The sequence below is a fragment of the uncultured Thiodictyon sp. genome (assembly GCF_903828115.1).
Classification (GTDB): domain Bacteria; phylum Pseudomonadota; class Gammaproteobacteria; order Chromatiales; family Chromatiaceae; genus Thiodictyon.
In genome coordinates this window covers 1-22319 of the sequence record NZ_CAIKKU010000499.1, presented here as the reverse complement: position 1 = coordinate 22319, position 22319 = coordinate 1, and the positions used below count along the sequence as shown (strand labels likewise).

21 protein-coding genes are annotated in these 22319 nt (G+C 67.1%); 15 read left to right on the top strand and 6 right to left on the bottom strand.

The features are described 5' to 3' along the window. The 3 genes from QZY48_RS18300 to QZY48_RS18290 form a co-directional block, all read left to right on the top strand. Positions 1-892 (top strand): Rpn family recombination-promoting nuclease/putative transposase (locus tag QZY48_RS18300; protein ID WP_366929728.1); only part of this gene is annotated, 892 nt, incomplete at its 5' end. A 451-nt stretch (positions 893-1343) separates the two neighbouring features. Then, the gene (locus tag QZY48_RS18295; protein ID WP_295433790.1) at positions 1344-3617 is read left to right on the top strand and encodes an NADP-dependent malic enzyme; all 2274 of its coding nucleotides are present in this window, start codon (positions 1344-1346) and stop codon (positions 3615-3617) included. Between the two features lie 11 nt (positions 3618-3628). Continuing rightward, positions 3629-4885, top strand: coding sequence for a hypothetical protein (locus tag QZY48_RS18290; protein WP_295433787.1), 1257 nt, complete (start codon positions 3629-3631; stop codon positions 4883-4885). Between the two features lie 43 nt (positions 4886-4928). Here QZY48_RS18290 and QZY48_RS18285 read toward each other — a convergent pair whose 3' ends face one another. Further along, on the bottom strand, positions 4929-5054 hold the full coding sequence (locus tag QZY48_RS18285) for a hypothetical protein (RefSeq protein ID WP_295433784.1): 126 nt from the start codon (positions 5052-5054) through the stop codon (positions 4929-4931). Between the two features lie 92 nt (positions 5055-5146). Here QZY48_RS18285 and QZY48_RS18280 point away from each other — a divergent pair, with 92 nt between their 5' ends. From QZY48_RS18280 to QZY48_RS18260, 6 genes are all read left to right on the top strand, one after another. Further along, positions 5147-6247, top strand: a complete 1101-nt coding sequence (locus tag QZY48_RS18280; protein WP_295433781.1) for an alkene reductase — start codon at positions 5147-5149, stop codon at positions 6245-6247. Between the two features lie 494 nt (positions 6248-6741). Then, positions 6742-8811 (top strand): hypothetical protein, encoded by a 2070-nt coding sequence (locus tag QZY48_RS18275; protein ID WP_295433779.1) that lies wholly within the window; start codon positions 6742-6744, stop codon positions 8809-8811. Beyond that, the gene (locus QZY48_RS34890; RefSeq protein WP_366929727.1) at positions 8808-9074 is read left to right on the top strand and encodes a DUF2442 domain-containing protein; all 267 of its coding nucleotides are present in this window, start codon (positions 8808-8810) and stop codon (positions 9072-9074) included. Before QZY48_RS18275 ends, QZY48_RS34890 begins: the two co-directional genes overlap by 4 nt. A gap of 372 nt (positions 9075-9446) precedes the next feature. Next, complete coding sequence (locus QZY48_RS18270) at positions 9447-9821, top strand: peptidoglycan-binding domain-containing protein (RefSeq protein WP_295433776.1); 375 nt, start codon at positions 9447-9449, stop codon at positions 9819-9821. A 12-nt stretch (positions 9822-9833) separates the two neighbouring features. Then, positions 9834-10478 (top strand): hypothetical protein, encoded by a 645-nt coding sequence (locus QZY48_RS18265; RefSeq protein ID WP_295433773.1) that lies wholly within the window; start codon positions 9834-9836, stop codon positions 10476-10478. Between the two features lie 360 nt (positions 10479-10838). Further along, the gene (locus tag QZY48_RS18260; protein WP_295433771.1) at positions 10839-11525 is read left to right on the top strand and encodes a uracil-DNA glycosylase family protein; all 687 of its coding nucleotides are present in this window, start codon (positions 10839-10841) and stop codon (positions 11523-11525) included. Between the two features lie 205 nt (positions 11526-11730). On the opposite strand, the gene QZY48_RS18255 is transcribed toward QZY48_RS18260, so the two are convergent. Continuing rightward, positions 11731-12030: a hypothetical protein gene (locus tag QZY48_RS18255; protein WP_295433768.1), complete on the bottom strand. Its 300-nt coding sequence runs from the start codon at positions 12028-12030 to the stop codon at positions 11731-11733. Positions 12031-12161: 131 nt separating this feature from the next. Between QZY48_RS18255 and QZY48_RS18250 the strand changes: the two genes are divergently transcribed. Next, positions 12162-12308, top strand: coding sequence for a hypothetical protein (locus QZY48_RS18250; protein ID WP_295433766.1), 147 nt, complete (start codon positions 12162-12164; stop codon positions 12306-12308). On the opposite strand, the gene QZY48_RS18245 is transcribed toward QZY48_RS18250, so the two are convergent. Beyond that, positions 12299-13009, bottom strand: coding sequence for an SDR family NAD(P)-dependent oxidoreductase (locus tag QZY48_RS18245; RefSeq protein ID WP_295433763.1), 711 nt, complete (start codon positions 13007-13009; stop codon positions 12299-12301). The two genes, QZY48_RS18250 and QZY48_RS18245, sit on opposite strands and share 10 nt — an antisense overlap. Next, on the bottom strand, positions 13009-13740 hold the full coding sequence (ubiG, locus tag QZY48_RS18240; RefSeq protein ID WP_295433759.1) for a bifunctional 2-polyprenyl-6-hydroxyphenol methylase/3-demethylubiquinol 3-O-methyltransferase UbiG: 732 nt from the start codon (positions 13738-13740) through the stop codon (positions 13009-13011). Before ubiG ends, QZY48_RS18245 begins: the two co-directional genes overlap by 1 nt. A 141-nt stretch (positions 13741-13881) precedes the next feature. Here ubiG and glyA point away from each other — a divergent pair, with 141 nt between their 5' ends. The 5 genes from glyA (at position 13882) to QZY48_RS18215 (ending at position 18248) form a co-directional block, all read left to right on the top strand. Continuing rightward, a complete protein-coding gene (glyA, locus tag QZY48_RS18235; protein WP_295433756.1) occupies positions 13882-15138 on the top strand; it encodes a serine hydroxymethyltransferase in 1257 nt (418 codons plus the stop codon). Positions 15139-15141: 3 nt separating this feature from the next. After that, entirely contained in the window at positions 15142-15657 is a 516-nt protein-coding gene (gene nrdR / locus QZY48_RS18230) for a transcriptional regulator NrdR (protein WP_100920132.1), read from the top strand. A gap of 35 nt (positions 15658-15692) precedes the next feature. Beyond that, positions 15693-16811 (top strand): bifunctional diaminohydroxyphosphoribosylaminopyrimidine deaminase/5-amino-6-(5-phosphoribosylamino)uracil reductase RibD, encoded by a 1119-nt coding sequence (gene ribD, locus QZY48_RS18225; RefSeq protein WP_295433795.1) that lies wholly within the window; start codon positions 15693-15695, stop codon positions 16809-16811. A gap of 238 nt (positions 16812-17049) precedes the next feature. Next, positions 17050-17709, top strand: coding sequence for a riboflavin synthase (locus QZY48_RS18220; protein WP_295433792.1), 660 nt, complete (start codon positions 17050-17052; stop codon positions 17707-17709). Next, on the top strand, positions 17709-18248 hold the full coding sequence (locus tag QZY48_RS18215) for a YaeQ family protein (protein ID WP_295433750.1): 540 nt from the start codon (positions 17709-17711) through the stop codon (positions 18246-18248). The genes QZY48_RS18220 and QZY48_RS18215 overlap by 1 nt, the downstream gene beginning before the upstream one ends. A gap of 70 nt (positions 18249-18318) precedes the next feature. Here the strand turns inward: QZY48_RS18215 and QZY48_RS18210 are convergent, their stop codons facing one another. After that, positions 18319-19728 (bottom strand): PQQ-dependent sugar dehydrogenase, encoded by a 1410-nt coding sequence (locus QZY48_RS18210; RefSeq protein WP_295433747.1) that lies wholly within the window; start codon positions 19726-19728, stop codon positions 18319-18321. Between the two features lie 417 nt (positions 19729-20145). Then, on the bottom strand, positions 20146-22179 hold the full coding sequence (gene prlC / locus QZY48_RS18205) for an oligopeptidase A (protein ID WP_295433743.1): 2034 nt from the start codon (positions 22177-22179) through the stop codon (positions 20146-20148). Between the last annotated feature and the right edge of the window lie 140 nt (positions 22180-22319).

Genomic DNA, 22319 nt, shown 5'->3' with positions numbered 1-22319 from the left:
TCCCGCGGAGTCAGCGACCATGCCAACACGCAAGCTCATCAGCTTCGACTGGGCCATGAAACGGCTGCTGCGCAGCAAGGCCAACTTCGGCATCCTCGAGGGCTTCCTGAGCGAGCTGCTGCGCGAGGACGTACAGATCATCGAGGTCCTGGAGTCGGAGTCGAACCGCGACACGGCCGACGACCGCGCCAACCGCCTGGATCTGAAGGTGCGCAACCACCGCGGCGAGTTGGTGCTGATCGAGGTCCAATACGAGCGGCAGCACGATTACCTGTCGCGGATGCTCTACGGCAGCGCCCGGACCCTGGTCGAGCACCTGGATGCCGGCCAGCCCTATGCGGACCTGGTCAAGGTCATCTCGGTCAACATCCGGTATTTCGACCTGGGCCACGGCGAGGACTATATCTACCGCGGCACCACCCGCTTCCATGGTCTGCACAAGCACGACGAGTTGGACTTGAGCCTCGCCCAGCGCCAACTGTTTCCGGGGCGCGAGAGTACCCACGAATTGTTCCCCGAGTATTACCTGATCAAGGTCGAGCGGTTCGACGACATCGCCCGCGACACCCTCGACGAGTGGGTCTATTTCTTGAAGCACGAGGCGATTCAGGACGGCTTCTCGGCCAAGGGCCTGCGCGAGGCAAAGGAGAAGCTCGACGTGCTCAAGCTCGCACCGGCGGAGCGCGCCGCCTACGAGCGCTGGCAGGACGATCTGCACCTTCAGGCGAGCCTGGTGGCATCGAACTATGGGCTCGGCAAGATCGAGGGGCGCGAGGAGGGTCGCGAAGAGCGCACACTGGAGATCGCCCGGGCGATGAAGGCCAACGGGGTCGCACCGAGCATCATCGCCGAGACCACCGGACTGGCACTCGAGGTCATTGCGTGCCTTTGATGGTTCTTCTTTTGTCCGTCACCCCGCAAGATGAGAGTTCCTCGGGGGGGCGGCATCCGGTCGCGATGCGGCGCCGCGGCGCGAACGCCGCTGCCGGGTCCCCCGCCCGGTGCGTCGCGGCTAACGGCCATGGAAGGTCGCTCCGGCACCCCGGATGATGAACGGCGTGCGTGGGAGCGGCATCCAGCCACGATGCGGCGCCGCGGCGAACGCCGACGCCGCGTTTTCCGCGCGAGGCTCGTCGCGGCTGAAGCCGCTCCCACAGGGTCACCGCGCGACTTTTACGGTAACGGGCGTCCGGGCGCGTGGGCGGCGGGGGGGAATGGTCCGCACAGCGGACCCGGCGGCCGGGCGCGCGGGTGGTTGCCGAACCCGGGTCGGCGCAGCACAATGACTGGTCTTCGCGCGCCGCGAGCGACCCCCTCGAGCGCCCCCCCCACGAGAACCACATATGTCCGACGATCTGAGACAGGACGCCCTCGCGTACCACTTATACCCCCGCCCCGGCAAGCTGGAGATCAAGGCGACCAAGCCGCTGGCCAATCAGCGCGACCTGGCGCTCGCCTACTCCCCCGGGGTGGCGGTCGCCTGCGAGGAGATCGTGCGCGATCCGCAGGCCGCCGCCCTCTATACCGCCCGCTCCAACCTGGTCGGGGTCATCACCAACGGCACCGCGGTGCTGGGCCTGGGCCCCATCGGCAGTCTCGCGAGCAAGCCGGTGATGGAAGGCAAGGCGGTGCTGTTCAAGAAATTCGCCGATATCGACGTGTTCGACATCGAGATCGAGGAGCGCGACCCGCAGCAGTTCATCGAGACGGTGGCGCGCCTGGAGCCCACCTTCGGCGCCATCAATCTGGAGGACATCAAGGCCCCGGACTGCTTCATCATCGAGCAGGCGCTCCAGGAGCGCATGGGCATCCCGGTCTTCCACGACGATCAGCACGGCACCGCCATCGTGGTCTGCGCGGCGATCCTGAACGGCCTGCGGGTGGTGGGCAAGGACATCGGGTCGGTGCGCCTGGTGACGGCCGGGGCCGGCGCGGCGGCGCTCGCCTGCCTGGGGCTGCTGGTGGAACTGGGGCTCAAGCCCGACAACATCATGGTCACGGACATCGCGGGTGTGGTCTATCGCGGGCGCCCCGAGGTGATGGACCCCTACAAGGACCGCTATGCGGTGGACACCGACCTGCGCACCCTGGAGCAGGCGATCGTCGGCGCCGACCTGTTCCTGGGGCTGTCCGCGGCGGGGGTGCTCAAGCCGGAGTGGCTGGCCCGGATGGCCGAGCGTCCCATCATCATGGCGCTCGCCAACCCGACCCCGGAGATCATGCCGGATCTGGCCCGCGCCGCCCGCCCGGACGCCATCATCGCCACCGGGCGCTCGGATTTTCCGAACCAGGTCAACAATGTCCTGTGCTTCCCCTTCATCTTCCGCGGCGCCCTGGACTGCGGTGCGACCCGGATCAACAAGGCGATGGAGATTGCGTGCGTCCATGCCATCGCGGACTTGGCGATGGCGGAGCCGTCCGACATCGTGCGCGCGGCCTATGGCGGCCAGGGCCTGAGCTTCGGCCCGGAGTACCTGATCCCGCGGCCCTTCGACCCGCGGCTCATGGCCCATCTGGCCCCCGCGGTCGCCCGGGCAGCCATGGAGTCGGGCGTGGCCAGCCGCCCCATCGCGGATCTGGACGCCTATCGCAACACCCTGTCGCTGCGCGCCTTCCGCAGCGGCATGACCATGAAGCCGGTCTTCGATCACGCCCGCGCCGCGCCGCGGCGGCGGGTGGTGTTCGCCGAGGGCGAGCAGGAGAGGGTGCTGCAGGTCGCGCAGCAGGCGGTGAGCGAGGGGATCGCCCGGCCCCTGCTCATCGGACGGCCGGAACAGATCCGTCAGGGGTTGCAGGACCTGGGGCTCTCCATCCGCCCCGGGGAGGACTTCGACCTGATCATCCCGTCGGAGAACCCGCGCTTCGACACCCACTGCACGACCGTTTACGAGCGCGTCAAGCGCCGCGGCTATACCCTCACGGAGGTACGCGAGTATGTGCGCAAGTCCCCGACCGTGCTCGCCGCCGCCGTGCTGCGCTCCGGCGACGCGGACGCCATGATCTGCGGCGTGGTCGGGCGGTACCTGCGCCACCTGGAGCACGTCCAGGCGATCATCGGCTGCGCCCCCGGGGTCCTGCGGCTCACGGCCATGAATGCCGTCATCCTGCCGCAGGGGCCGCTCTTCATCGCCGACACCTATGTGCAGGAGGACCCTAGCGCCGCGGACCTGGCGGAGATTGCGCGGCTGTGCGCGGCGCAGGTCGCCCGCTTCGGGCTCGAGCCCAAGATCGCGCTGTGCTCACACTCCAACTTCGGCACCCGCCACACCCCCTCCGCGGAGAAGATGTGCGAGGCCCTGCGCCTGCTGCGCGCCAGCGACCCGGCGCTCGAGGTGGAGGGCGAGATGCAGCCCAACCTGGCCCTGGACCCGGAACTGCGCGCGCGGCGCTTCCCGGACTCCCGGCTCACCGGGCGCGCCAACCTGCTCATCATGCCCAACCAGGCCGCCGCCAATATCGCACTCAACCTGCTGCGCTCCACGGCCGGGGGCAGCAGTTCCATCAACGTCGGACCCATGCTGCTGGGCGCCGACCGCCCGGCGCACATCGTGAGCACCAGCACCTCGGTGCGGGGCCTGCTCAACATGACCGCGCTGGCGGCCGTGCAGGCGGGCTGAGGACGCAAGCGATGATCGCGCTGACCGGGCGCCCCGCCAGGCACTGCCTGAACACCATGCCGCCGCCGCACCTGCCCGTGCTCGCCTTGCTCGCCGCCCTCTTGGTGCCGGCCGTCGCCGCGCCGGCCGAGCCGGCCGGCCAGACCCACTTCAGTTCCGCACCGGTCGGTGACCAGCGGCGCTTCGACTACCGCTGGGTCGATCAGGACGGCAGCCACACCCTGAGCTTCCAACTCGATGAGGGCGCCATCGCCGCGGCGCGCCGGGAGTTCCGCGCCTATCGCCGGGCCGACCTGGAGACGGCCGCCGCCGCGGAGCTTGACCGGCAACTGACGCGCGCCCTGGATGACCTGGGACGCGCCTACCCGGGGGTGGAACTGAAATTGCGCCCGGACCACAGCATCGCCTGGCAGGTCAACCCGGCGGGGGACCTCGCGGCCCAACATCATGCACGCTTCGAGGAGACCCTCGACCGGGAGTTCGCTGCCATCGAATCAGACTATCCGGGCGCCCGCATCAGTCGGGGCGCGGATGGTGATCTCGAACTCCACGCCAGGTCGAAGGCCGACCTCGCGGCGATCCAGCAGCGTCTGGCTGCCGCCCAGCGCGATGCCAACGCGGCCGCGGCCCGACTCGTCGAGCAGGCGCAGGCGGGGGTCGCGCGCCGGGCGGACCGAGTGGATCAGGACCTCAAGGGCGAGATTGCGGCGATCCAACGGCGTCTGGATGACTTCAAGCTCGCCTATTTCCGCGAGCGGCTCTATCGCCTGGACGAAACCGGGGGACTGCTCCCGGACTATGCGCGGATCGCCGCGCGTGCCCTCCCCGCCCTGGCCCCCCTGGCGCAGGCCCTGCGTCCCCAAATCCAGGGGCTGTCCACCCGCGCCGCCCTGAACCGGGTACTGGCCTTCATTCAGACCATTCCCTATGACCGGCTTGAGGACCGGGCCACGGATGCGGGCTTCCTGCCCCCGCCAGCGATGCTGGCAGACAACCGCGGCGACTGCGACACCAAGTCGGTCGCCTTCGCCGCGCTGGCGCACCTGCTGTTTCCCCGGCTCCCCATTACCCTGATCCTGGTGCCGCGCCACGCACTCCTCGGCCTGGGGCTGGAAGCTGAGCCGGGGGACCGTTACCTCCTGCGCGAGCACCGCACCTGGGTCCTGGCCGAGCCGGTCGGCCCCGGTATCCGGCCGGTGGGCCGCAGCGGCCCCGAGTCCGCCGCCGCCTTGGAGCAGGTCACCGCGGTGGTGCCGCTGTTTCCATGAGCCGTTCGGGATCTTCGCCCCGCCCAGAACCGTTAGGAACGGTTCACTGAGCGCCGTTGTCGTTGTCGTTGTCGTTATCGAGGTTATCGTAACGCCCTGGATTCTCTCGCACCCCAAATTGCATCGTTTCTCCGATTACGACAACGACAACGACAACGACAACGATCATGCCCCGGGGTCTGTCTGCAAACGAACAGCACCCAGGCGCCAGACAGTGCAATCATTCACCTACCCGTTAACCAAGAAATGCCGGACCAACCCATGAGCGACGACACCCAAAGCGACCTCTTTCAGCCCTACCAGCTCGGCACCCTGACACTCGCCAACCGCATCGTGATGGCCCCGCTGACGCGCAGCCGCGCCGCGGCCGGGGATGTGCCCACGCCCTTGATGGCTACCTATTACGCCCAACGCGCGGGCGCCGGTCTGATCATCAGCGAGGCGTCGCAGATCTCACCCCAGGGCAAGGGCTATATCCAGACCCCGGGCATCTACAACGAGGCCCAGGTCGCGGGTTGGCGGCAGGTGACCGAGGCGGTCCATGCCAAGGGCGGCAAGATCGTCATCCAACTCTGGCACGTCGGGCGCATCTCGCACCCCGAGCTGCAGGAGGGCGGCGCCCTGCCGGTGGCCCCCTCGGCGGTGAAGGCGCAGGGACAGGTCTTCACCGGCCGGGGGATGGTGGACATGGTGACGCCGCGCGCCCTGGAGCTCTCGGAGCTTCCCGGCATCATCGACGACTACCGGCGCGCGGCGGAAAACGCACAAGCGGCCGGCTTCGACGGGGTCGAGATCCACTCGGCCAACGGCTACCTGCTCGATCAGTTCCTGCGCGACCAGACCAATCGGCGCACCGACGCCTATGGCGGCAGCATCGCAAACCGCGCCCGCCTGCTGCTGGAGGTGACCGAGGCCGTGGTCGGGGTCTGGCCGCAGGACCAGGTCGGCGTGCGCCTCGCCCCGCTCTCGCCCGCCAACGACATCGCCGACAGCAACCCGGAGCCGCTCTTCACCCAGGTGGTACGGGAACTCTCGGCGCGCGGTATCGGTTTCCTGCATGTCGTGGAGGGGGTGACCGGCGGCCCGCGCGAGACCGGCTCCAGCTTCAAGCTCGGCACCCTGCGCCCGCTCTTCCACGGCACCTATATCGCCAACAACGGCTACACCCGCGAGTTGGCCCTGGCCGCGCGCGCCGCGAACACCGCCGACCTGATCGCCTTCGGCCGCCCCTTCATCGCCAACCCGGACCTGGTGGAGCGCCTGCGGCGCAATGCCCCGCTCACCGAACCCGACCAGGCCACCTTCTACGGCGGCGATGAACAAGGCTATACCGATTATCCCGTCCTGGCGGGCAGTGCCTGAGCAGCGGACGATACGAGGGCGCGCCGTCGCGCGGGCAGCGTAAACAGGGGGATGGGTCGTGCGGGTCATCCCCGAAAAGCAGTCGCCGGGGCCTTGAAGGCCCCGGCGACCGAGTAGTTGCGGGCCTGCCGTAGGGTTTGGGTCGGCAGGTTTTTCTTAAGTGTCCTCCTCGCCCTTTTCATCGGGCTTGGATGCGGGGCCTGTGGCCTGGACCCCGTGGGATCAGTGCCGTGTCACCCTCTGCTTTTCCCGACTCCGATCAAGGCTGCTGGCCAGGCGGGTCGCGATGGGAAGAATCTTAGTGCCTTCCTCCAGGAAAAGCAAATGGTCAGTATTGACGATCGAGCGGATCTCGGACGAACAGGTCGCGAGGCACGCGCCGTTTGCCGCCCCGCCGCCGATACGCTAGGCTGGCCGATCGCCCGGCGCGGACGACAGCGCGCCCCCCCGGTGCCCTCCCCGCCCTGCCCAAGCCACAGGAAGCACCGACTCCCATGCACAGCCCAGGCTCAAAGCTCCTCTTCGCGGGGACCATCTTCTCCAGTTCCTTTCTGCTGTTCCTGGTCCAGCCCCTGATCGCCAAGCAGATCCTGCCCTGGTTCGGCGGCTCGGCGGCGGTCTGGTCGGTCTGCATGGTCTTCTTCCAGGTGACGCTGCTCGGCGGCTATGCCTATGCGGACTGGCTCTCACGGCACCTGAGTCCGCGCCGCCAGGTGCAGGTCCATGTGACCCTGCTGGCGGCGAGCCTGCTGGTGCTGCCGATCCTGGCCGGACCCCAGTGGAAGCCAGCCGGTGAGGCGGACCCGACCCTGTGGATCCTGGGCCTGCTGATCGCCACCATCGGGCTGCCCTACTTCATGCTCTCGACCACCGGCCCGCTGCTCCAGTCCTGGGTCGCGCGCAGCCTGATCGGGACCCACGTCTACCGCTATTTTTCGCTCTCGAACCTGGCCTCCCTGCTGGCCCTGATGAGCTACCCCTTCCTGATCGAGCCGCACGCGCGCATCCTCACCCAGGCCTATGCCTGGTCCGGGGTCTTCGTCCTGTTTGCGCTGTCCTGCGCCGGCTCGGCCTGGTACTTCCTGCACCACACCCGCCGGCTGCCGCCCGCGGCCCATGCCCCCACCCATGAGCCCGAGGGCGATTGGGACCCGCGGCCCCGGGACTACCTGCTGTGGCTCGGCCTCGCGGCCATGGGCTCCTGGCTGCTGCTGGCCATCACCAACCACATCACCCAGAACGTCGCGGCCATCCCCTTCCTGTGGCTGCTGCCGCTCTCGCTGTATCTATTGACCTTCGTGCTCTGTTTCGAGAGCGACCGCTGGTACCGGCGCGCCATCGTCCTGCCGGTCACCGCGCTCCTGCTGCTGGTCTGCGCCTATGGGCTCCAGGACAGCGCCATCGGCGTCAACATCAAGGTCGCCATCCCGCTCTACGCCGCGGGGCTGTTCTTCTTCTGCATGTTCCTGCATGGCGAGCTGGCCCGGCTGCGCCCCGGGCCGCGTTATCTCACCCGCTTCTATCTGATGCTCTCGCTGGGCGGGGCGCTTGGCGGGATCACGGTCGGGCTGATCGCCCCGCGCGTCCTGCCGGCCTACTACGAGTTGGGGATCGGGCTCATCATCACCGCGCTCCTGGCGATGCTCGTGCTGCGCCCGGCCAAAACGGCGAGCGAGCAGCCCCGGGGGACGGCCTCGGCGCCGAGCCATCCGCTGACCAGTCCGCTGGCGAGCGGTGCCGCCGGGGCCCTGGCCGTGCTGTGCGGCTATTTCCTCTATGTGCAGGTCGCCGACGACCTGGCCGACACCCGCCGCATCACACGCAACTTCTACGGCAACCTGCAGAGTGTGGATGTCCATCGCCAGGACCCGCGCGACGACGTGCGCCAGCTCTATCACGGCTCCATCAAGCACGGTGAGCAGTTCTTGGCCCCTGACCGGCAGCGGCTGCCGACCACCTACTATGGTCAGACCTCCGGGATCGGGCGGGCCATCGCCGCCACGGCGGCCAAGAAGGTCGGCCTGATCGGGTTGGGCACCGGGACCCTGGCCGTCTACGGGCGCCCGGGCGATGTCTACCGCTTCTACGAGATCAACCCCCAGGTGCTGGACCTGGCCCGCAGCGAGTTCAGCTTCATGAACGACAGCCAGGCGCAGATCGAGACCGCGCTCGGTGACGCCCGTCTCACGCTGGAGCGCGAGGCGCCCCAGGGGTTCGACGTGCTGGCGGTGGACGCCTTTTCCGGCGACTCGGTGCCGGTCCACCTGATCACGGCGCAGGCCATGGACATCTATCTGCGCCACCTGATCCACGTCACCAACCGCTTCCTGTGGCTGCCGCCGGTGGTGCAGGAGATCGCAAGCACCAAGGGACTCACCACCGCCCTGATCCGCGACGACCCTACCGGCCCCGGCCAGCGCCGCACCGACTGGATCCTGGTCGCCCGCAACCCGGCGGTGCTGGAGCAGGCCGGGATCCGGGCGGCGGCGACGCCGGTTGCTCCGATCTCCGGGCTGGTGGCCTGGACGGATGATTTCAACAACCTGTTTCAGATTCTCAAATGAGCATTTCCTCTAGATCGGGCACCGGCGATGAGAACAATCTGTGGGAGGGGTTGAATGATGGCCGGACGCTCGGCGTGCCTTTGGCATGGTTTCCTCGGCTGCCGGCGGCAGCCCGCACGCAGCGCGACGAATACGCACTCAAGTCCCCAGGGCATCCGCGGCGAACTTGGCGGTTTGGCGTGAGAACTGCTCTTTCTAGGTTTAGTCTTCCGGGGTGGCTGATGTTGCTGCCATGCCCGTTAGGCGGCAAGCTTGCCCCATAACGCACCGACCGGGCAGCCAATCGTGGCGACAGTAACCTGATGACAAACGATATTTCGCTGCGTGCCAAAACGCGCCCGATGGCGCGGAACGCTTTACGAATCCGTGGCGCGGTTACGCGGCGATGCTGCCGCCTAAACCGCTACCAGTGCAACGCACCCGCGCACCCAGGATCTTGACATTCTGCCGGATTTCTGATCCACTTCTTTCTGGCGCAGACTCAGAAGAGCGGAAAAATGCGGAGAAGGGCTCAGACCGAATGGCACTGACTTGAGCCGCAGCATTTATGGATCCGCGACTTACAGGCGGATCGACCAGCAGTTAAGTGAAACAGGCAGTCTCCGCAGCTCGGCGACACCAAGAGAGGTATGGTGATGGCTCTTCAATCGAAACTGTTTCGCGGCGATCCTAAACTTGAGTCCGCGGCCGTGTCTGATCCTGCTCATATCGTACCGGGTGCGACGGGGCCGCACGTTGGCAAAATCCAACTGGCGTTGATCCAATTGGATGGAGCCTCAATCACTCAAGATTCGGTTTTTGGTCCCGCAACTGCCGCCGCGGTACTCGCCTATAAGCAGAAGCGAAAAATCGTCAATACCAGCTACCAGACAGAGGCAGATAACATCGTCGGCAAGATGACGATCGCGGCCTTGGACAGGGAAATGCTCGCAACGGAAAACGGAAGTGTACGCCTTTGCGGCCGCAAGGAAATACCCAACGTTGACCGATTTATGATCCCTCGACTGTGAGATTGCGTTCCTATGACACCTCGAGAAAAAGCCCTGACCAACATCCCGGAAGCGAAAAAGTGGGTAGGGGCAGCCGTTACTGCGCTCAACTTCGTCATTGGATTCAATGGCAAGAGGTCCGAAATCGATAATCTCCCCCACTTCAAAGCGCTGAAGACGCATTTCCACGTTTCCTTGGGACCGCCCCCTGGTGTTGTAGATCGGCTCCTGCGACTACTGCCATTTGTCGATGGCGACCCAACCTTGGCGATTCTGAAAGACATTCGATTCAATTATTTCAGCATCCTTGGGGCGCTTGCTCGAGACTCAATCTTCATTGATGCGCCAGCGGAGGGTGAAGGAGCAAAAGCGACCGCGTTCGTGCCCCAGCGGCGAGACGGGACACTTCGAATCACGCCTCTTTATATGAATGTCGGGCAACTGAACCAGACGCTCGTTCTGGTCCATGAGAGTGCGCATTTCATCGGTGACGCATTCCAGGATTTCGCCTACCGCGACAGGACCGGGATCGACCCGAACGATCCCACGAAGGAGGTGGAGCCAAGGAAATACATAGACCTCCCGGTTCAATTCGCAATCCGGAATGCCGATAGTTACGCTTATTTTGCTGTCCAGATGGGCAAAGGAATCGATCGCATTCTTGGACAGGAGGAGTGATCTAGCTCCGCTCGACAGGGCGAAGACAATAGGATCGTGAAGAGTAAGGGGATGGGGTCAGGTTTCGCATTAGGCATCATAGCATTACGATGAACGCGATAATGCCGAGGAGACGTTGCCTCATCTGGCGCGCTCGAAAGCGAGCGCGCGCCACAGACGTTGTGCTAGTTCGCCAGTTCATCCGGGAAACGGGGCCAGGGGAGAAGGGTACTAAGTTAAGGACGCACTTCGCTATATCAGGAATTGACGCGGAAACCGGCGGAATCTGCAGACCAACCACGGTTTCTCCGATTTGCTCGCGGCGCACGTCGGTTGCGCTGCGACGCGCGCTATGATAAAGGGCTTTGGCGGGAGGTTACGATGGATGATGTTACCAGGGGGAACGCGGGCGCTTTGGCGGACGGGCCGGCGGGCGGGGCGGATCGGTTGAATCAGCTCGCCGACCTCTACCGCGAGTTGCTGCGCTGTCGGCGCTGCCCCGGCATGTTCGGCCCGCCGGTGCATGGACAGGCGGTGTCCTCGCCGGTGATGATGATCGGACAGGCCCCGGGCACCAAAGAGATCGAACAGTGCCGACCCTTTTGCTGGACTGCCGGCAAGACGCTGTTTCGGTGGTTCGCCTCGATCGGGCTGGACGAGGCGCGCGTTCGCGAGCTGGTATTGATGAGCGCCGTGTGCCGCTGCTTTCCCGGTAAGAATCCCAAGGGCGGGGACCGGGTGCCGGACCGGCCCGAAGTGGCGAACTGCGCCCCTTGGTGGCGCACTGAGATGGCGATCAGCCGGCCGCGCCTCATCATCCCGGTCGGCAAACTGGCCATCGCCCAGTTCGCGGACCAACTACCCGCGGGGGCGCGGCTCGCCGGCCTGGTGGGTCAGCAATGGCCCTATCGCTGCGCGAGCGGGTCGGCGGCGGACCTGATCCCCCTGCCCCACCCGTCCGGGGCCTCCACCTGGTTCAAGATGGAACCGGGCAAGACGCTGCTGGCGCTGGGGCTCGGGCTGATCGCCGGGCATCCGGCGTGGCGGGCGTTGCTGGACGGCCGGTAAACTTTAACGTATTGGATGGGTTTGCGGGTCGGACTGGGTATTCGCCCCGTCTGCCAGGTTTTCTGCGGACCCGCGGGACTGCGCCTGAGATCGGCGATTGCAGAAACGCTTGGGACGGGGCGAATGCCCCGTCCCGCGAGGGGGCAGATACAGGTTACAGGGCGCGGGCCTCGGGCGGCCTTGGCCCGCGGGGCCGGCGGCAGACTCAGCTGAAGTAGGACTTGACCTTATCGAAGGAATCCTTGGCGCCGACCTTGAACTCCTCCCACTTCGCCTCGGCCTCGTCCTTGAATTCCTCCCACTTGTCGTCGGCGGCGTCCTTGATCTCCTCGCGCCGGGCATGACCCTCGTCCCACTTGCCCCGCAGCTCGGCGATCTGCTCCTGGATCTTGACCTTGGCGTCGTCGGTGGCGGTTTCCGCCTTGCCGCGCAGGACCTCCAGATCGCCCTGCCACTCGTCGAGTTGGACCTTCAGTTTCGCCAGATACTCTTCTTTCGTCTGCATGATTGTGTGATCCTCGATGGACGGAATTGGGATTGGGAAACCTAACGCCGGCGCCAGGCCGGCGGCCTATTATCCGCGAGGGACCGACACCGGTCCATGCCGCCGCGGCAACCTCTTGGGCCGGGTACGCGATGCGTACCCTACAGCGACCGGACCTTCTCACGGACCGGGCGTCGTTGTCGTTGTCGTTGTCGTGGTCGGATTGTTCGATTACGACAACGATCACGACAACGACAACGACAGCGTACCCGGGATCTCGGTCACCACATCAGTTCTGATCGCACCCCGCCAGCAATTGCAGATAACGCGGCGCGGCGGTCTCGGGCGCGGGCAGGGTGAAGGGGTCCTCCCCGGGGTAGAGGCGGGCGCGCAGCCCGGTGCGCAAGACCCCCGGGTCCAGACTGGCGACGCGGATCGGGTGGCGGCCCCCGGACTCCTGCGCGAGCACCTGCGCCAGCCCTTCGAGGCCGAACTTGGCCGCCGCATAGGCGCCCCAATAGGCGAGCCCGGTACGGGCGACGCGGTCGGAGGTGAAGATCACCACCGGGTCGCGGGAGGCGTGCAACAGCGGCAGGCACGCCTGGGTGAGCAGAAAGGGTGAGGTCAGATTGATCCGCAGCACCCGCTCCCACTCGGCGTGCTCGTAGTCGTCGATCCGGGAGAGATAGGGGGCGAAGGCGGCGCAGTGCACCAGGGCGTCGAGGCGCCCGAAGGTCTCGCCGACCAGCTCGGCCGCACTGCGGCAACCCTTCTCGTCGGTGGTGTCGAGGTTGAGCGGCAGGATCGCGGGTAAGGCCCCCCCACCGGTCTCGATGCGGTCATAGACGGCATTCAGATCGGCTTCGGGCAGGTCGCTCAGGACGAGCGTGGCCCCGGCGGCGGCGGCGGCCAGGGCGACCGCGCGGCCGAGGCCCTCGGCCGCCCCGGTGACCAGGACGACGCGCTCCAGCAGTGGTTTTTCGGTCGCGTCGGTATCCATCAGAGGTCGCGCTCGCAGGTGACCAGATAGTTGACATCCACGTTCGCGGGTTCCAGCCGATAGGTGCGGGTCAGCGGGTTGTAGATCAGGCCGGTCAGGTCGCGCGTGCGCAACCCGGCGGTGCGGACCCAGCGGTCCAGTTCCGCCGGGCGGATGAAGCGGTTGTAGTCGTGGGTGCCCTTGGGCAGCATCCCCAGGAGATACTCGGCGCCGAGGATGGCCAGCGCATAGGCCTTGGGGTTGCGGTTGAGGGTGGAGAAGATCACCTTGCCCCCCGGGCGCACCAGCCGGGCGCAGGCGTCGATCACCGAGGCCGGATCGGGGACGTGCTCCAGCAGTTCCATGCAGGTCACGAGATCGAAGCCCGCCGGGCGCTCCGCTGCCAGGGCCTCCGCCGTGACGCGCCGGTAGTCCACCACCACCCCGGTCTCCAGGGTGTGCAACTCGGCCACCCGCAAGGGCATCGCACCCATGTCGATCCCCAGTACCCGGGCGCCGCGCAGTGCCATGCCCTCGGCGAGCAGTCCACCCCCGCAGCCCACGTCCAGCACCTCGCGGCCCACGAGCCCCGCCGCGCGCTCCACATAATCGAGCCGCAGGGGGTTGATGTCGTGCAGGGTCTTGAACTCGCTCAGCGGGTCCCACCAGCGGGCGGCCAGGGCCTCGAACTTACTGATCTCATCGGGGTCGACATTGGCGTGATAGTCGCCGGGGTGGACGGTGGCGGTCATGGGTGCGCGGACCTGCGTGACTGGTGGTCGGGCCGGGGCGGGACGCCCCGGCTCCCGTGGTCAAGGCCCTACATTCTATAACGGGCGGTTCGGATCGAAACCGATTAAACTACACGGCTTTTCACGCCGGGGAGAACTCCCATGTTTGACCAGACCATGACGATCCGTGACTACGACCCGGAACTCTGGGCGGCGATCCAAGGCGAGGAGCGCCGCCAGGAGGAGCACATCGAGCTGATCGCCTCCGAGAACTATGTCAGCCCGCGGGTCCTGGAGGCCCAGGGCGGGGTCATGACCAACAAGTATGCCGAGGGCTACCCCGGCAAGCGCTACTATGGCGGTTGCGAGTTCGTGGACGTGGCCGAGCGGTTGGCCATCGAGCGGGCCAAACAGCTCTTCGGCGCCGCCTACGCCAACGTGCAGCCCCACTCCGGTTCCCAGGCCAATGCCGCCGTCTACATGGCCCTGTGCGAGCCGGGTGATACCGTGCTCGGGATGAGTCTGGCCCACGGCGGGCACCTGACCCACGGGGCCAAGCCCAATTTCTCCGGCAAGCTCTACCAGGCCGTGCAGTACGGCCTGGACCCGGCCACCGGTGAGATCGACTACGCTCAGGTCGAGCGCCTGGCGCACGAGCACCGGCCGCGCATGATCATCGCCGGCTTCTCCGCCTACTCGCGCGTGATCGACTGGGCGCGCTTCCGGGCGATTGCCGATGCGGTCGGCGCCTGGTTCTTCGTCGACATGGCCCATGTGGCGGGGCTGGTGGCGGCCGGGGTCTACCCGAGTCCGGTGGCCATCGCGGACGTGACCACCACCACCACCCACAAGACGCTGCGCGGCCCCCGCGGCGGGCTGATCCTGGCCCGCGCCAACCCGCAGATCGAGAAGAAGCTTGCCTCGCTGGTCTTCCCCGGCACCCAGGGCGGCCCCCTGATGCACGTCATCGCCGCCAAGGCGGTGGCCTTCAAGGAGGCCCTGGAACCGGCCTTCAAGGAGTACCAGCGCCAGGTGGTCCTCAATGCCCAGACCATGGCGGAGGTCTTTCTGTCCCGGGGCTACGACGTGGTCTCCGGCGGAACCGACGACCACCTGTTCCTGGTCAGCTTCATCGGCCAGGGCTTGACCGGCAAGGACGTGGACGCCTGGCTGGGCGCGGCCAATATCACGGTCAACAAGAACGCGGTCCCCAATGACCCCCAGTCGCCCTTCGTCACCAGCGGCATCCGCGTCGGCTCCCCGGCGATGACCACCCGCGGCTGCGGTCTCAAGGAGGCCGGCGACTTGGCCGGTTGGATGTGCGACGTGATCGACGGGCGCGGCGATCCGGCCGTGATCGCCACCGCCAAGGCGCTGGTGCTGGACCTCTGCAAGCGCTTTCCGGTCTACGCGCGCTAACTGATGCGCTGTCCCTTCTGCGGCGCCGAGGACACCAAGGTCGTGGATTCCCGGCTGGCCGGGGAGGGCGATCAGGTGCGCCGTCGGCGCAAGTGCGAGGTCTGCAAGGAGCGCTTCACCACCTACGAGACGGCCGAGCTGAACCTGCCGCGGGTGGTGAAGCGCGACGGCAGCCGGGTGCCTTTCGACGGGCGCAAGCTGCGCTCCGGCATGATGCGGGCCCTGGAGAAGCGCCCGGTGAGCACTGAGCAGATCGATGCCGCCCAGGCGCGCATCCAGCGGCGCCTGATGTCGAGCGGGGAATCGGAGGTCCAGGCCCGGCGGGTGGGGGAACTCGTGATGGACGAACTGCGCGGTCTCGACCAGGTCGCCTATGTCCGCTTCGCCTCGGTCTACCGCAAGTTCGAGGACGTGGCCGCCTTTCGCGAGGAGATCGACCGCCTCGAGCGCCAACCCACCCCGGAGGTCCGGCGCAAACAACTCGACCTGCTGGACGCACTGGAGATCAAACCCAAGTGAGCGCCCCCCAACCCAGCGCGGCCGACGTCGGCCCCATGGCCCAGGCCATCCGGCTCGCCCGCCGTGGGCTCTACACCACGGACCCCAACCCGCGGGTCGGCTGTGTCCTGGTCCGCGACGGGGTCGTGGTGGGGGAGGGCTGGCACCGGCGCGCCGGGGAGGCCCACGCGGAGCGCATCGCCCTGACCGCGGCCGGTGACCGGGCGCGCGGCGCCACCGCCTATGTGTCCCTGGAGCCCTGCTGCCACCAGGGCCGCACCCCGCCCTGCACGGACGCGCTGATCCAGGCCGGCGTCGCGCGGGTGGTCTGCGCCATGGTGGACCCCGATCCGCGGGTGTCGGGCCGCGGTCTGCGGCTGTTGCGGGCGGCGGGTATCGCGGTCGAGGTCGGGCCGCTGGCGGCGCAGGCACGGGCACTGAACCCTGGTTTCATCAAGCGCATGACCCAGGGCCGGCCCTACTGCCGCTGTAAGCTCGCCGCCAGCCTGGATGGGCGTACCGCCATGGCCAGCGGCGAGAGCCGCTGGATCAGTTCGGAGGCGTCGCGCCGGGACGTGCAGCGCCTGCGGGCGCGCCACTCCGCCATCCTCACCGGCGTGGCGACCGTGCTCGCCGATGACCCGTCGCTCAACGTCCGCCTCGCGCCCGCGGACCTGCCCGGGCTCCAACCGGGTGAGGCGGTGCGTCAACCCTGGCGGGTCGTGGTGGACAGCCGCCTGCGCACCCCCCCGGGGGCGCGTCTGCTCGGCCTGCCCGGGGTCACCGTCATCGCCGCCTGCGCCCGGGTCGATTCGCCGCGCGGGGCCGCCTTGGCGGCCGCCGGGGCGCGGGTGATGCAGTTTGCGGAGCACCACGCCCAGGTCGATCTGCGCGCCCTGATGGCCTGGCTCGCGGTGCAGGAGATGAACGAGGTCCTGTTGGAGACCGGCCCGACGCTGGCCGGGGCGGCGCTGACCGCCGGACTGATCGATGAAATCGTCCTCTACATCGCCCCGCACCTGATGGGCGACGGGGCGCGGGGGCTGTTCCGGCTCCCGGGCCTTGAGCACATGGAGCACCGCATCCCGTTGCGTATCGCCGAGGTGCGGCGCATCGGGCCTGACCTGCGGCTGATCCTGCGCCCGGGTGTATTGTCGCCTGGCGAGGGTCAGTAACGAGTCAGAAATAAGTTAAACCACGAGTACCATCGTTGTCGTCTCGTTGTCGTTGTCGTAATCGTAATCGAAATCGTAATCGAAGAAGCGATGCAATTTGGCGTGCGAGAGAATCCTGGGCGCTACGATAATCTCGATTACGACAACGACAACGACAACGACAACGACAACGTCAACGGCGCAACCTGACACCCAACTTCGCCCCGAAAGGGCCTCACCGCTGCATCGGAATCCCAGCATGTTTACCGGCATCATCCAATCAGTCGGCGAGATCCGCCGTCTGGAACCCCGCGGCGGGGACCTCCGACTCACCATCGGCACCGGCAAGCTCCCGCTGACGGGTGCCTCCCTGGGCGACAGCATCGCGGTCAACGGGGTCTGTCTGACCGCCGTGAGCCTGGCCGCCGACGCCTTCGTGGCCGACGTGTCCCGTGAGACGCTGGCGCACACCACGCTCGGCGATCTCAGCCCCGGCAGCCCGGTGAATCTGGAGCCGGCGCTGACCCTGTCCACGCCGCTGGGCGGCCACCTGGTGAGCGGCCATGTCGATGGGGTAGGGCAGGTCCTGGATCGCAGTGAAGACGCCCGCTCCTGGCGTCTGAGCGTTGCCGCCCCGGCGGAACTGGCCCGCTACATCGCCCACAAAGGATCGATCTGCGTGGACGGGGTGAGCCTCACCGTCAATGCGGTCGACGGCGCCTGCTTCGACCTCAACATCGTCCCCCACACCATCGCGCAGACCATCATCGCCCGCTATCAGACCGGCACCTGGGTCAACCTGGAGGTGGACCTCATCGCCCGCTACCTGGAGCGCCTGCTGCTGGGCGAGCGCGCCGCCGCACCCAGCGCCCGCGGCCTGACCGTGGACTTCCTCGCTGAGCATGGGTTCGCGCGCTGATGGCCCTCAAGGCGACCGTCTTCCGGGCCCAGGTGCAGATCAGCGACATGGACCGTCACTACTATGAGAGCCACGCACTCACCATCGCCCGCCACCCCTCCGAGACCGACGAGCGGATGATGGTGCGCCTGCTCGCCTTCTGTCTCTATGCCGACCCGCGCCTCACCTTCACCAAGGGTGTGAGTGCCGACGATGAGCCGGACCTGTGGCAACACAGCCTGACCGGGGAGATCGAGCGCTGGATCGAACTGGGCCACCCCGACGAGCGCCGCATCCGCCAGGCGTGCGGACGCGCCCGGGAGGTCATCGTCATCAACTACGGCGGCCGCGCGGCGGATCTCTGGTGGGAGCAGAACGGGGAGTCGCTGCGCCGCCAGCGCAACCTGCGGGTCTGGTCGATCGCCGCCCCCGAGGTCCGCGCCCTGGCCGCCCTGGCCGAGCGCTCTATGGGGCTCAATTGCACCATCGACGGCGGCCAGGTCTGGATCGGCACCGACCAGGTCACCGTCGCCGTGACCCCGAGCGACCGGCTGGCCTGATCCCCATCCCGCTCGGGCGCGGTGCTGGGAGCACCGAGTACCTGTCCGGAATTCGCAGCTTCTGAATCCGTCAGCGGTCTGGCCTGCGCTGCGGATCGGGCTTGGGCTGGTTCCATGAGGGCCCCATGGCGTCCTGGCCGCGCCGCCCTCGGGACCTCCGACGGTGTGCGCGCAGGAGCAGCAAGCCACCCAGCAGCAGACCACCAGCGCACAGCAGCAGCCCGATCAGCGGCGCGCCCCCGCCCACTGTCAAGGGCGGCGCGTCGCTTTGGCGGATGCGGTAGATGTTGCGGTCGGTGCGGCTCAGGATCAGCAGGCTTCCGTTCGCGTCCACCGCCAGCCGGGTCTCGACCCGACCGCTCCCCAGGGATTGGGCCAAGGTTTTGCCGTTCAGGCGCAGTTCCTCGAAATTCCCGTCAGCCAAGGGATGTAGCAAGGCGCCGGAGTTGAGGTCGACCACCAAGACGGCACCCTCCAGATCAGGGATGCCGCACCCGGTGCAGACCGCGACCCCGCTCACGGCCAGTCGCGGGAGCCGGTCGATGAGTCCTTGCCCATGGCCATAGGCCGCGATCGGGTCCGTGAAGCCGCGCAGCGGCCGGCAGGTCGCCAGGACCTTCTCATCTCGCGCAATGACACAGTACTGGCCCTCGCGCAGCGGCCAACCATAGTTGCCGCCGCGCACCACGCGATTTAATTCCTCCACGATCGCCTGTCCCATATCGATCCAATACAGGGTCCCATCCGCCGCGCGATAGCCGCGCTGCGGGTTCCTGAACCCATACGCAAAGATCTCCGCCAGGGTGCCGGGGTTGTCGTCCTGGGCAAAGGGATTGTCGGCCGGTATCGCGTAGGTGCCGTCCCCGTTGGGCGTGATGCGCAACAGGGTGCCAAGCGGGCTGTCGAGCCGCTGGCCGAACCCGTTTGCGCCCACGGTGCCGGTCGCTGCCGTGTTGCCCCCGTCCCCGACCGGGATCAGACAACTGGCATCGGGCAGGCACAGGGGTTCGTTGGCATTATGGTCTGTGCGCGGTTTGGCGATCACCAGCAGGACCTGTCGCCGGCCGGTCACCGGGTCCCACTCGCAGACCACGTCATAATGCTCGATGGGCAATCCCTGCTCCATCGGCAGGGCAAAGAACCGGGCCTCGGTATCCGGATTGGCCGACTCCGTGGTCACCGTCAGCAGCAGCCCCGGCCGCTTGGGATGAGGGACGGCGGCTTGCAATCCCTGCTCCTTGCCATCGGTCAGCGTCGGCACCAGGGCGCGCGCGTCCAGGAGCGAGGTCAGGGTACCGTCGGGGCTCAGGCGGTAGGCGACTCCCTTCAGATCCGTCACGACGGCCGCGCCGCTGCCGTCGCGGTAGGGTACGATCGCGTTGGGGCGGGCAGGCCCGTAGCGGCTATCCGGAACCCGCGCAACCAACTCCAGTGACAGCCCCAACTCCCGCGGTTGGGGGTCAGGGTAGGGTTGGCTCACGCGCTCGGCGCAGGCTGGTACCTGGCAGCAGCACAGAACCGCGCAGAGAACGATGGAACGTGGCTGGGGTGCTGGCATAGGTCGTTGCGTGAGGATGTGTAAGTTCGCGGGGGCTTAAGTGTACCCTCGCGGTGGAGCGCTGCAACCGCGACCTGCCCGTACCGCCGAGGTATCTAACTTGACGGTCTTGAGCGAATGATCCGTCCGGCATGTGCACGAATACCGCGTCTGCCTTGAGACATAAAGATCACAAAGATTTTCAACGCGATATGCAGTTCGAGGTGGTCACCCGCGCGGTAATCGGCCCAACGCCTTCAATGATTTGTTCTTCTTTGTGTTCTTTTGTGTCTTTGTGAGAACAATTCCCGGATTCAGGGTGATGGGCTTCGCTGCGCTCTACCCATCCTGCGCCTACGCCTACGCGGCAATCCCCGAATGTCGCAGCAGCGCATCGGTCGTCGGCTCGCGTCCGCGGAAGTCGACATAGAGGACCATGGCGTCGCGGGAGCCGCCCTGTTCCAGGATCGTCTGCTTGAAGGCGCGCCCGGTGGCAGCGTCGAAGACCCCGCGCTCCTCGAAGAGCGAGAAGGCGTCTGCGGACAGGACCTCGGCCCACTTGTAGCTGTAATAGCCGGCGGCATAGCCCCCGGCGAAAACGTGGGAGAAACTGTGGGCGAAGCGGTTGAAGGCCGGCGGGCGGATGACCGCCACTTGGTCGCGGACCTCCTCCAGGATCTCATAGATACGCCCGCCGCGGGCCGGGTCGTATTCCAGGTGCAGGCGAAAATCAAAGAGCGCGAACTCGAGCTGACGCACCATCTGCATCGCGGACTGGAAGTTCCGGGCGGCCGTCATGCGCCCATACAGGTCCTCCGGGAGCCGCTCACCGGTCTGCCAGTGGGCGGCGAACAGATCCAGGGGCTCGCGCTCCCAGCACCAGTTTTCCATGAACTGGCTGGGCAGTTCCACCGCGTCCCAGGCGACCCCATTGATGCCGGCCACCGCCGGATAGTCGACCCGGGTCAGCAGGTGGTGCAGCCCGTGGCCGAACTCGTGGAACAGGGTCTCGACCTCGTTGTGGGTCAGGAGCGACGGTTGATCCCCGACCGGCGGGCTGAAGTTGCACACCAGATAGGCGACCGGGATCTGGTCGTAGCGGGCGGTATGCAGCCGGTTGGTGCATACATCCATCCAGGCCCCGCCGCGCTTGTCGGGGCGGGCGAAGGGGTCGAGATAGAACTGGCCGCGCAACTGGCCGGTCGCGGTGTCGCGGATCTCAAAGAAGCGCACCTGCGGGTGGTAGGTCTCGAAGCCCTGGGCCTCCTCGATGGCGACGCCGAAGAGGCGTTGTGCCACCCCGAAGAGCCCGCTCAAGACCCGGGAGACCGGGAAGTAGGGCCGCAACTCCTCCTGGCTGATCTGGTAGCGGTGCACGCGCAGCTTCTCGGAGTAGTAGCCCAGGTCCCACGGCTCCAGTTGCCCCTGACCGTGGTGCTCCGAGGCAAAGGCGCGGACCTCCTCCAGTTCGCCGCGCGCCTGGGCGACGGAGCGCTGCGCCAGGTCGTTGAGGAAGGCCAGCACCTGTTGCGGCGAGCGCGCCATCTTGGTGGCGAGTGAGCGCTCGGCGTAGTTGGCGAAACCCAGGAGTTGGGCGAGCTCGTGGCGCAGCGCCAGGATGCGCTCCATGAGGTCGCCATTGTCCCACTGGCCGGCGTGGGGACCCTGGTCGGAGGCGCGGGTGCCGAAGGCCTGATAGACCTCGAAGCGCAGGTCGCGGTCGTCGGCGTAGGTCATGACCGGGATATAGGAGGGCATGTCGAGCGTCAGGAGCCAGCCGTCCTGGCCGCGCTGCTGCGCACTCTGGCGGGCCAGGCCCAAGGCGGACTCGGGCAGCCCGGCGAGCCGTGACGGATCGGTCACCAGCTTGTTCCAGGCGTTGGTGGCGTCGAGCAGGTTCTCCGAATACTTGGCGGTGAGCTGCGAGAGTTCCTGGCTGATCGCCTTGTAGCGCGCCTTGTGCTCCGCGGGCAGGTCGACGCCGGAGAGGTGGAAGTCGCGCAGGGCATTGTCCAGGAGCTTGCGCTGGGTGGCGTCCAGGTGCTCCTGGGCCGCGACCGCCTGGTAGGCGCGGAACAGGTCCTCGTTCTGGCCCACCTCGGTGGCGTAGTCGCTGAGCTTGGGCAGGCAGGCGTTGTAGGCGGCGCGCAGGACCTCGCTGTTCATGACGGCGTTCAAGTGTCCCACCGGAGACCAGGTGCGGCTCAGCGTGTCGTCCGACTCCTCCAAGGGCTCGACGAAGGTCTCCCAGGTCGGCACCCCCGGCGCCCCGGTCAGACGGGCGATCTCGGCCCGGCAGGAGGCGAGGCGCGCATCCAGGGCCGGCTCCACATGTTCGGGCAGGATGCGGGCGAAGGCGGGGAGACCGGCCTGGTCTAAGAGCGGGTTGGACATGCGGCTAGCCTTGTAGATGAGTTGGATTGGGCCTTGGGGTGCGGCAGGCCGCCCCGGAAGGCCCTGGAATGGCGGCGGCGGGTGGGGTCTTCAAGTTAGAGCTATTTTCGTTGTCGTTGTCGTTGTCGTTGTCGTAATCG

Bases quoted from the DNA above. Each gene is read 5' to 3' on its own strand.
- QZY48_RS18295 (WP_295433790.1), top strand. From the start codon at position 1,344: ATGTCCGACGATCTGAGACAGGACGCCCTCGCGTACCACTTATACCCC.
- QZY48_RS18290 (WP_295433787.1), top strand. From the start codon at position 3,629: ATGATCGCGCTGACCGGGCGCCCCGCCAGGCACTGCCTGAACACCATG.
- QZY48_RS18285 (WP_295433784.1), bottom strand. From the start codon at position 5,054: ATGATCGTTGTCGTTGTCGTTGTCGTTGTCGTAATCGGAGAAACGATG.
- QZY48_RS18280 (WP_295433781.1), top strand. From the start codon at position 5,147: ATGAGCGACGACACCCAAAGCGACCTCTTTCAGCCCTACCAGCTCGGC.
- QZY48_RS18275 (WP_295433779.1), top strand. From the start codon at position 6,742: ATGCACAGCCCAGGCTCAAAGCTCCTCTTCGCGGGGACCATCTTCTCC.
- QZY48_RS34890 (WP_366929727.1), top strand. From the start codon at position 8,808: ATGAGCATTTCCTCTAGATCGGGCACCGGCGATGAGAACAATCTGTGG.
- QZY48_RS18270 (WP_295433776.1), top strand. From the start codon at position 9,447: ATGGCTCTTCAATCGAAACTGTTTCGCGGCGATCCTAAACTTGAGTCC.
- QZY48_RS18265 (WP_295433773.1), top strand. From the start codon at position 9,834: ATGACACCTCGAGAAAAAGCCCTGACCAACATCCCGGAAGCGAAAAAG.
- QZY48_RS18260 (WP_295433771.1), top strand. From the start codon at position 10,839: ATGGATGATGTTACCAGGGGGAACGCGGGCGCTTTGGCGGACGGGCCG.
- QZY48_RS18255 (WP_295433768.1), bottom strand. From the start codon at position 12,030: ATGCAGACGAAAGAAGAGTATCTGGCGAAACTGAAGGTCCAACTCGAC.
- QZY48_RS18250 (WP_295433766.1), top strand. From the start codon at position 12,162: ATGCGTACCCTACAGCGACCGGACCTTCTCACGGACCGGGCGTCGTTG.
- QZY48_RS18245 (WP_295433763.1), bottom strand. From the start codon at position 13,009: ATGGATACCGACGCGACCGAAAAACCACTGCTGGAGCGCGTCGTCCTG.
- ubiG (WP_295433759.1), bottom strand. From the start codon at position 13,740: ATGACCGCCACCGTCCACCCCGGCGACTATCACGCCAATGTCGACCCC.
- glyA (WP_295433756.1), top strand. From the start codon at position 13,882: ATGTTTGACCAGACCATGACGATCCGTGACTACGACCCGGAACTCTGG.
- nrdR (WP_100920132.1), top strand. From the start codon at position 15,142: ATGCGCTGTCCCTTCTGCGGCGCCGAGGACACCAAGGTCGTGGATTCC.
- ribD (WP_295433795.1), top strand. From the start codon at position 15,693: ATGGCCCAGGCCATCCGGCTCGCCCGCCGTGGGCTCTACACCACGGAC.
- QZY48_RS18220 (WP_295433792.1), top strand. From the start codon at position 17,050: ATGTTTACCGGCATCATCCAATCAGTCGGCGAGATCCGCCGTCTGGAA.
- QZY48_RS18215 (WP_295433750.1), top strand. From the start codon at position 17,709: ATGGCCCTCAAGGCGACCGTCTTCCGGGCCCAGGTGCAGATCAGCGAC.
- prlC (WP_295433743.1), bottom strand. From the start codon at position 22,179: ATGTCCAACCCGCTCTTAGACCAGGCCGGTCTCCCCGCCTTCGCCCGC.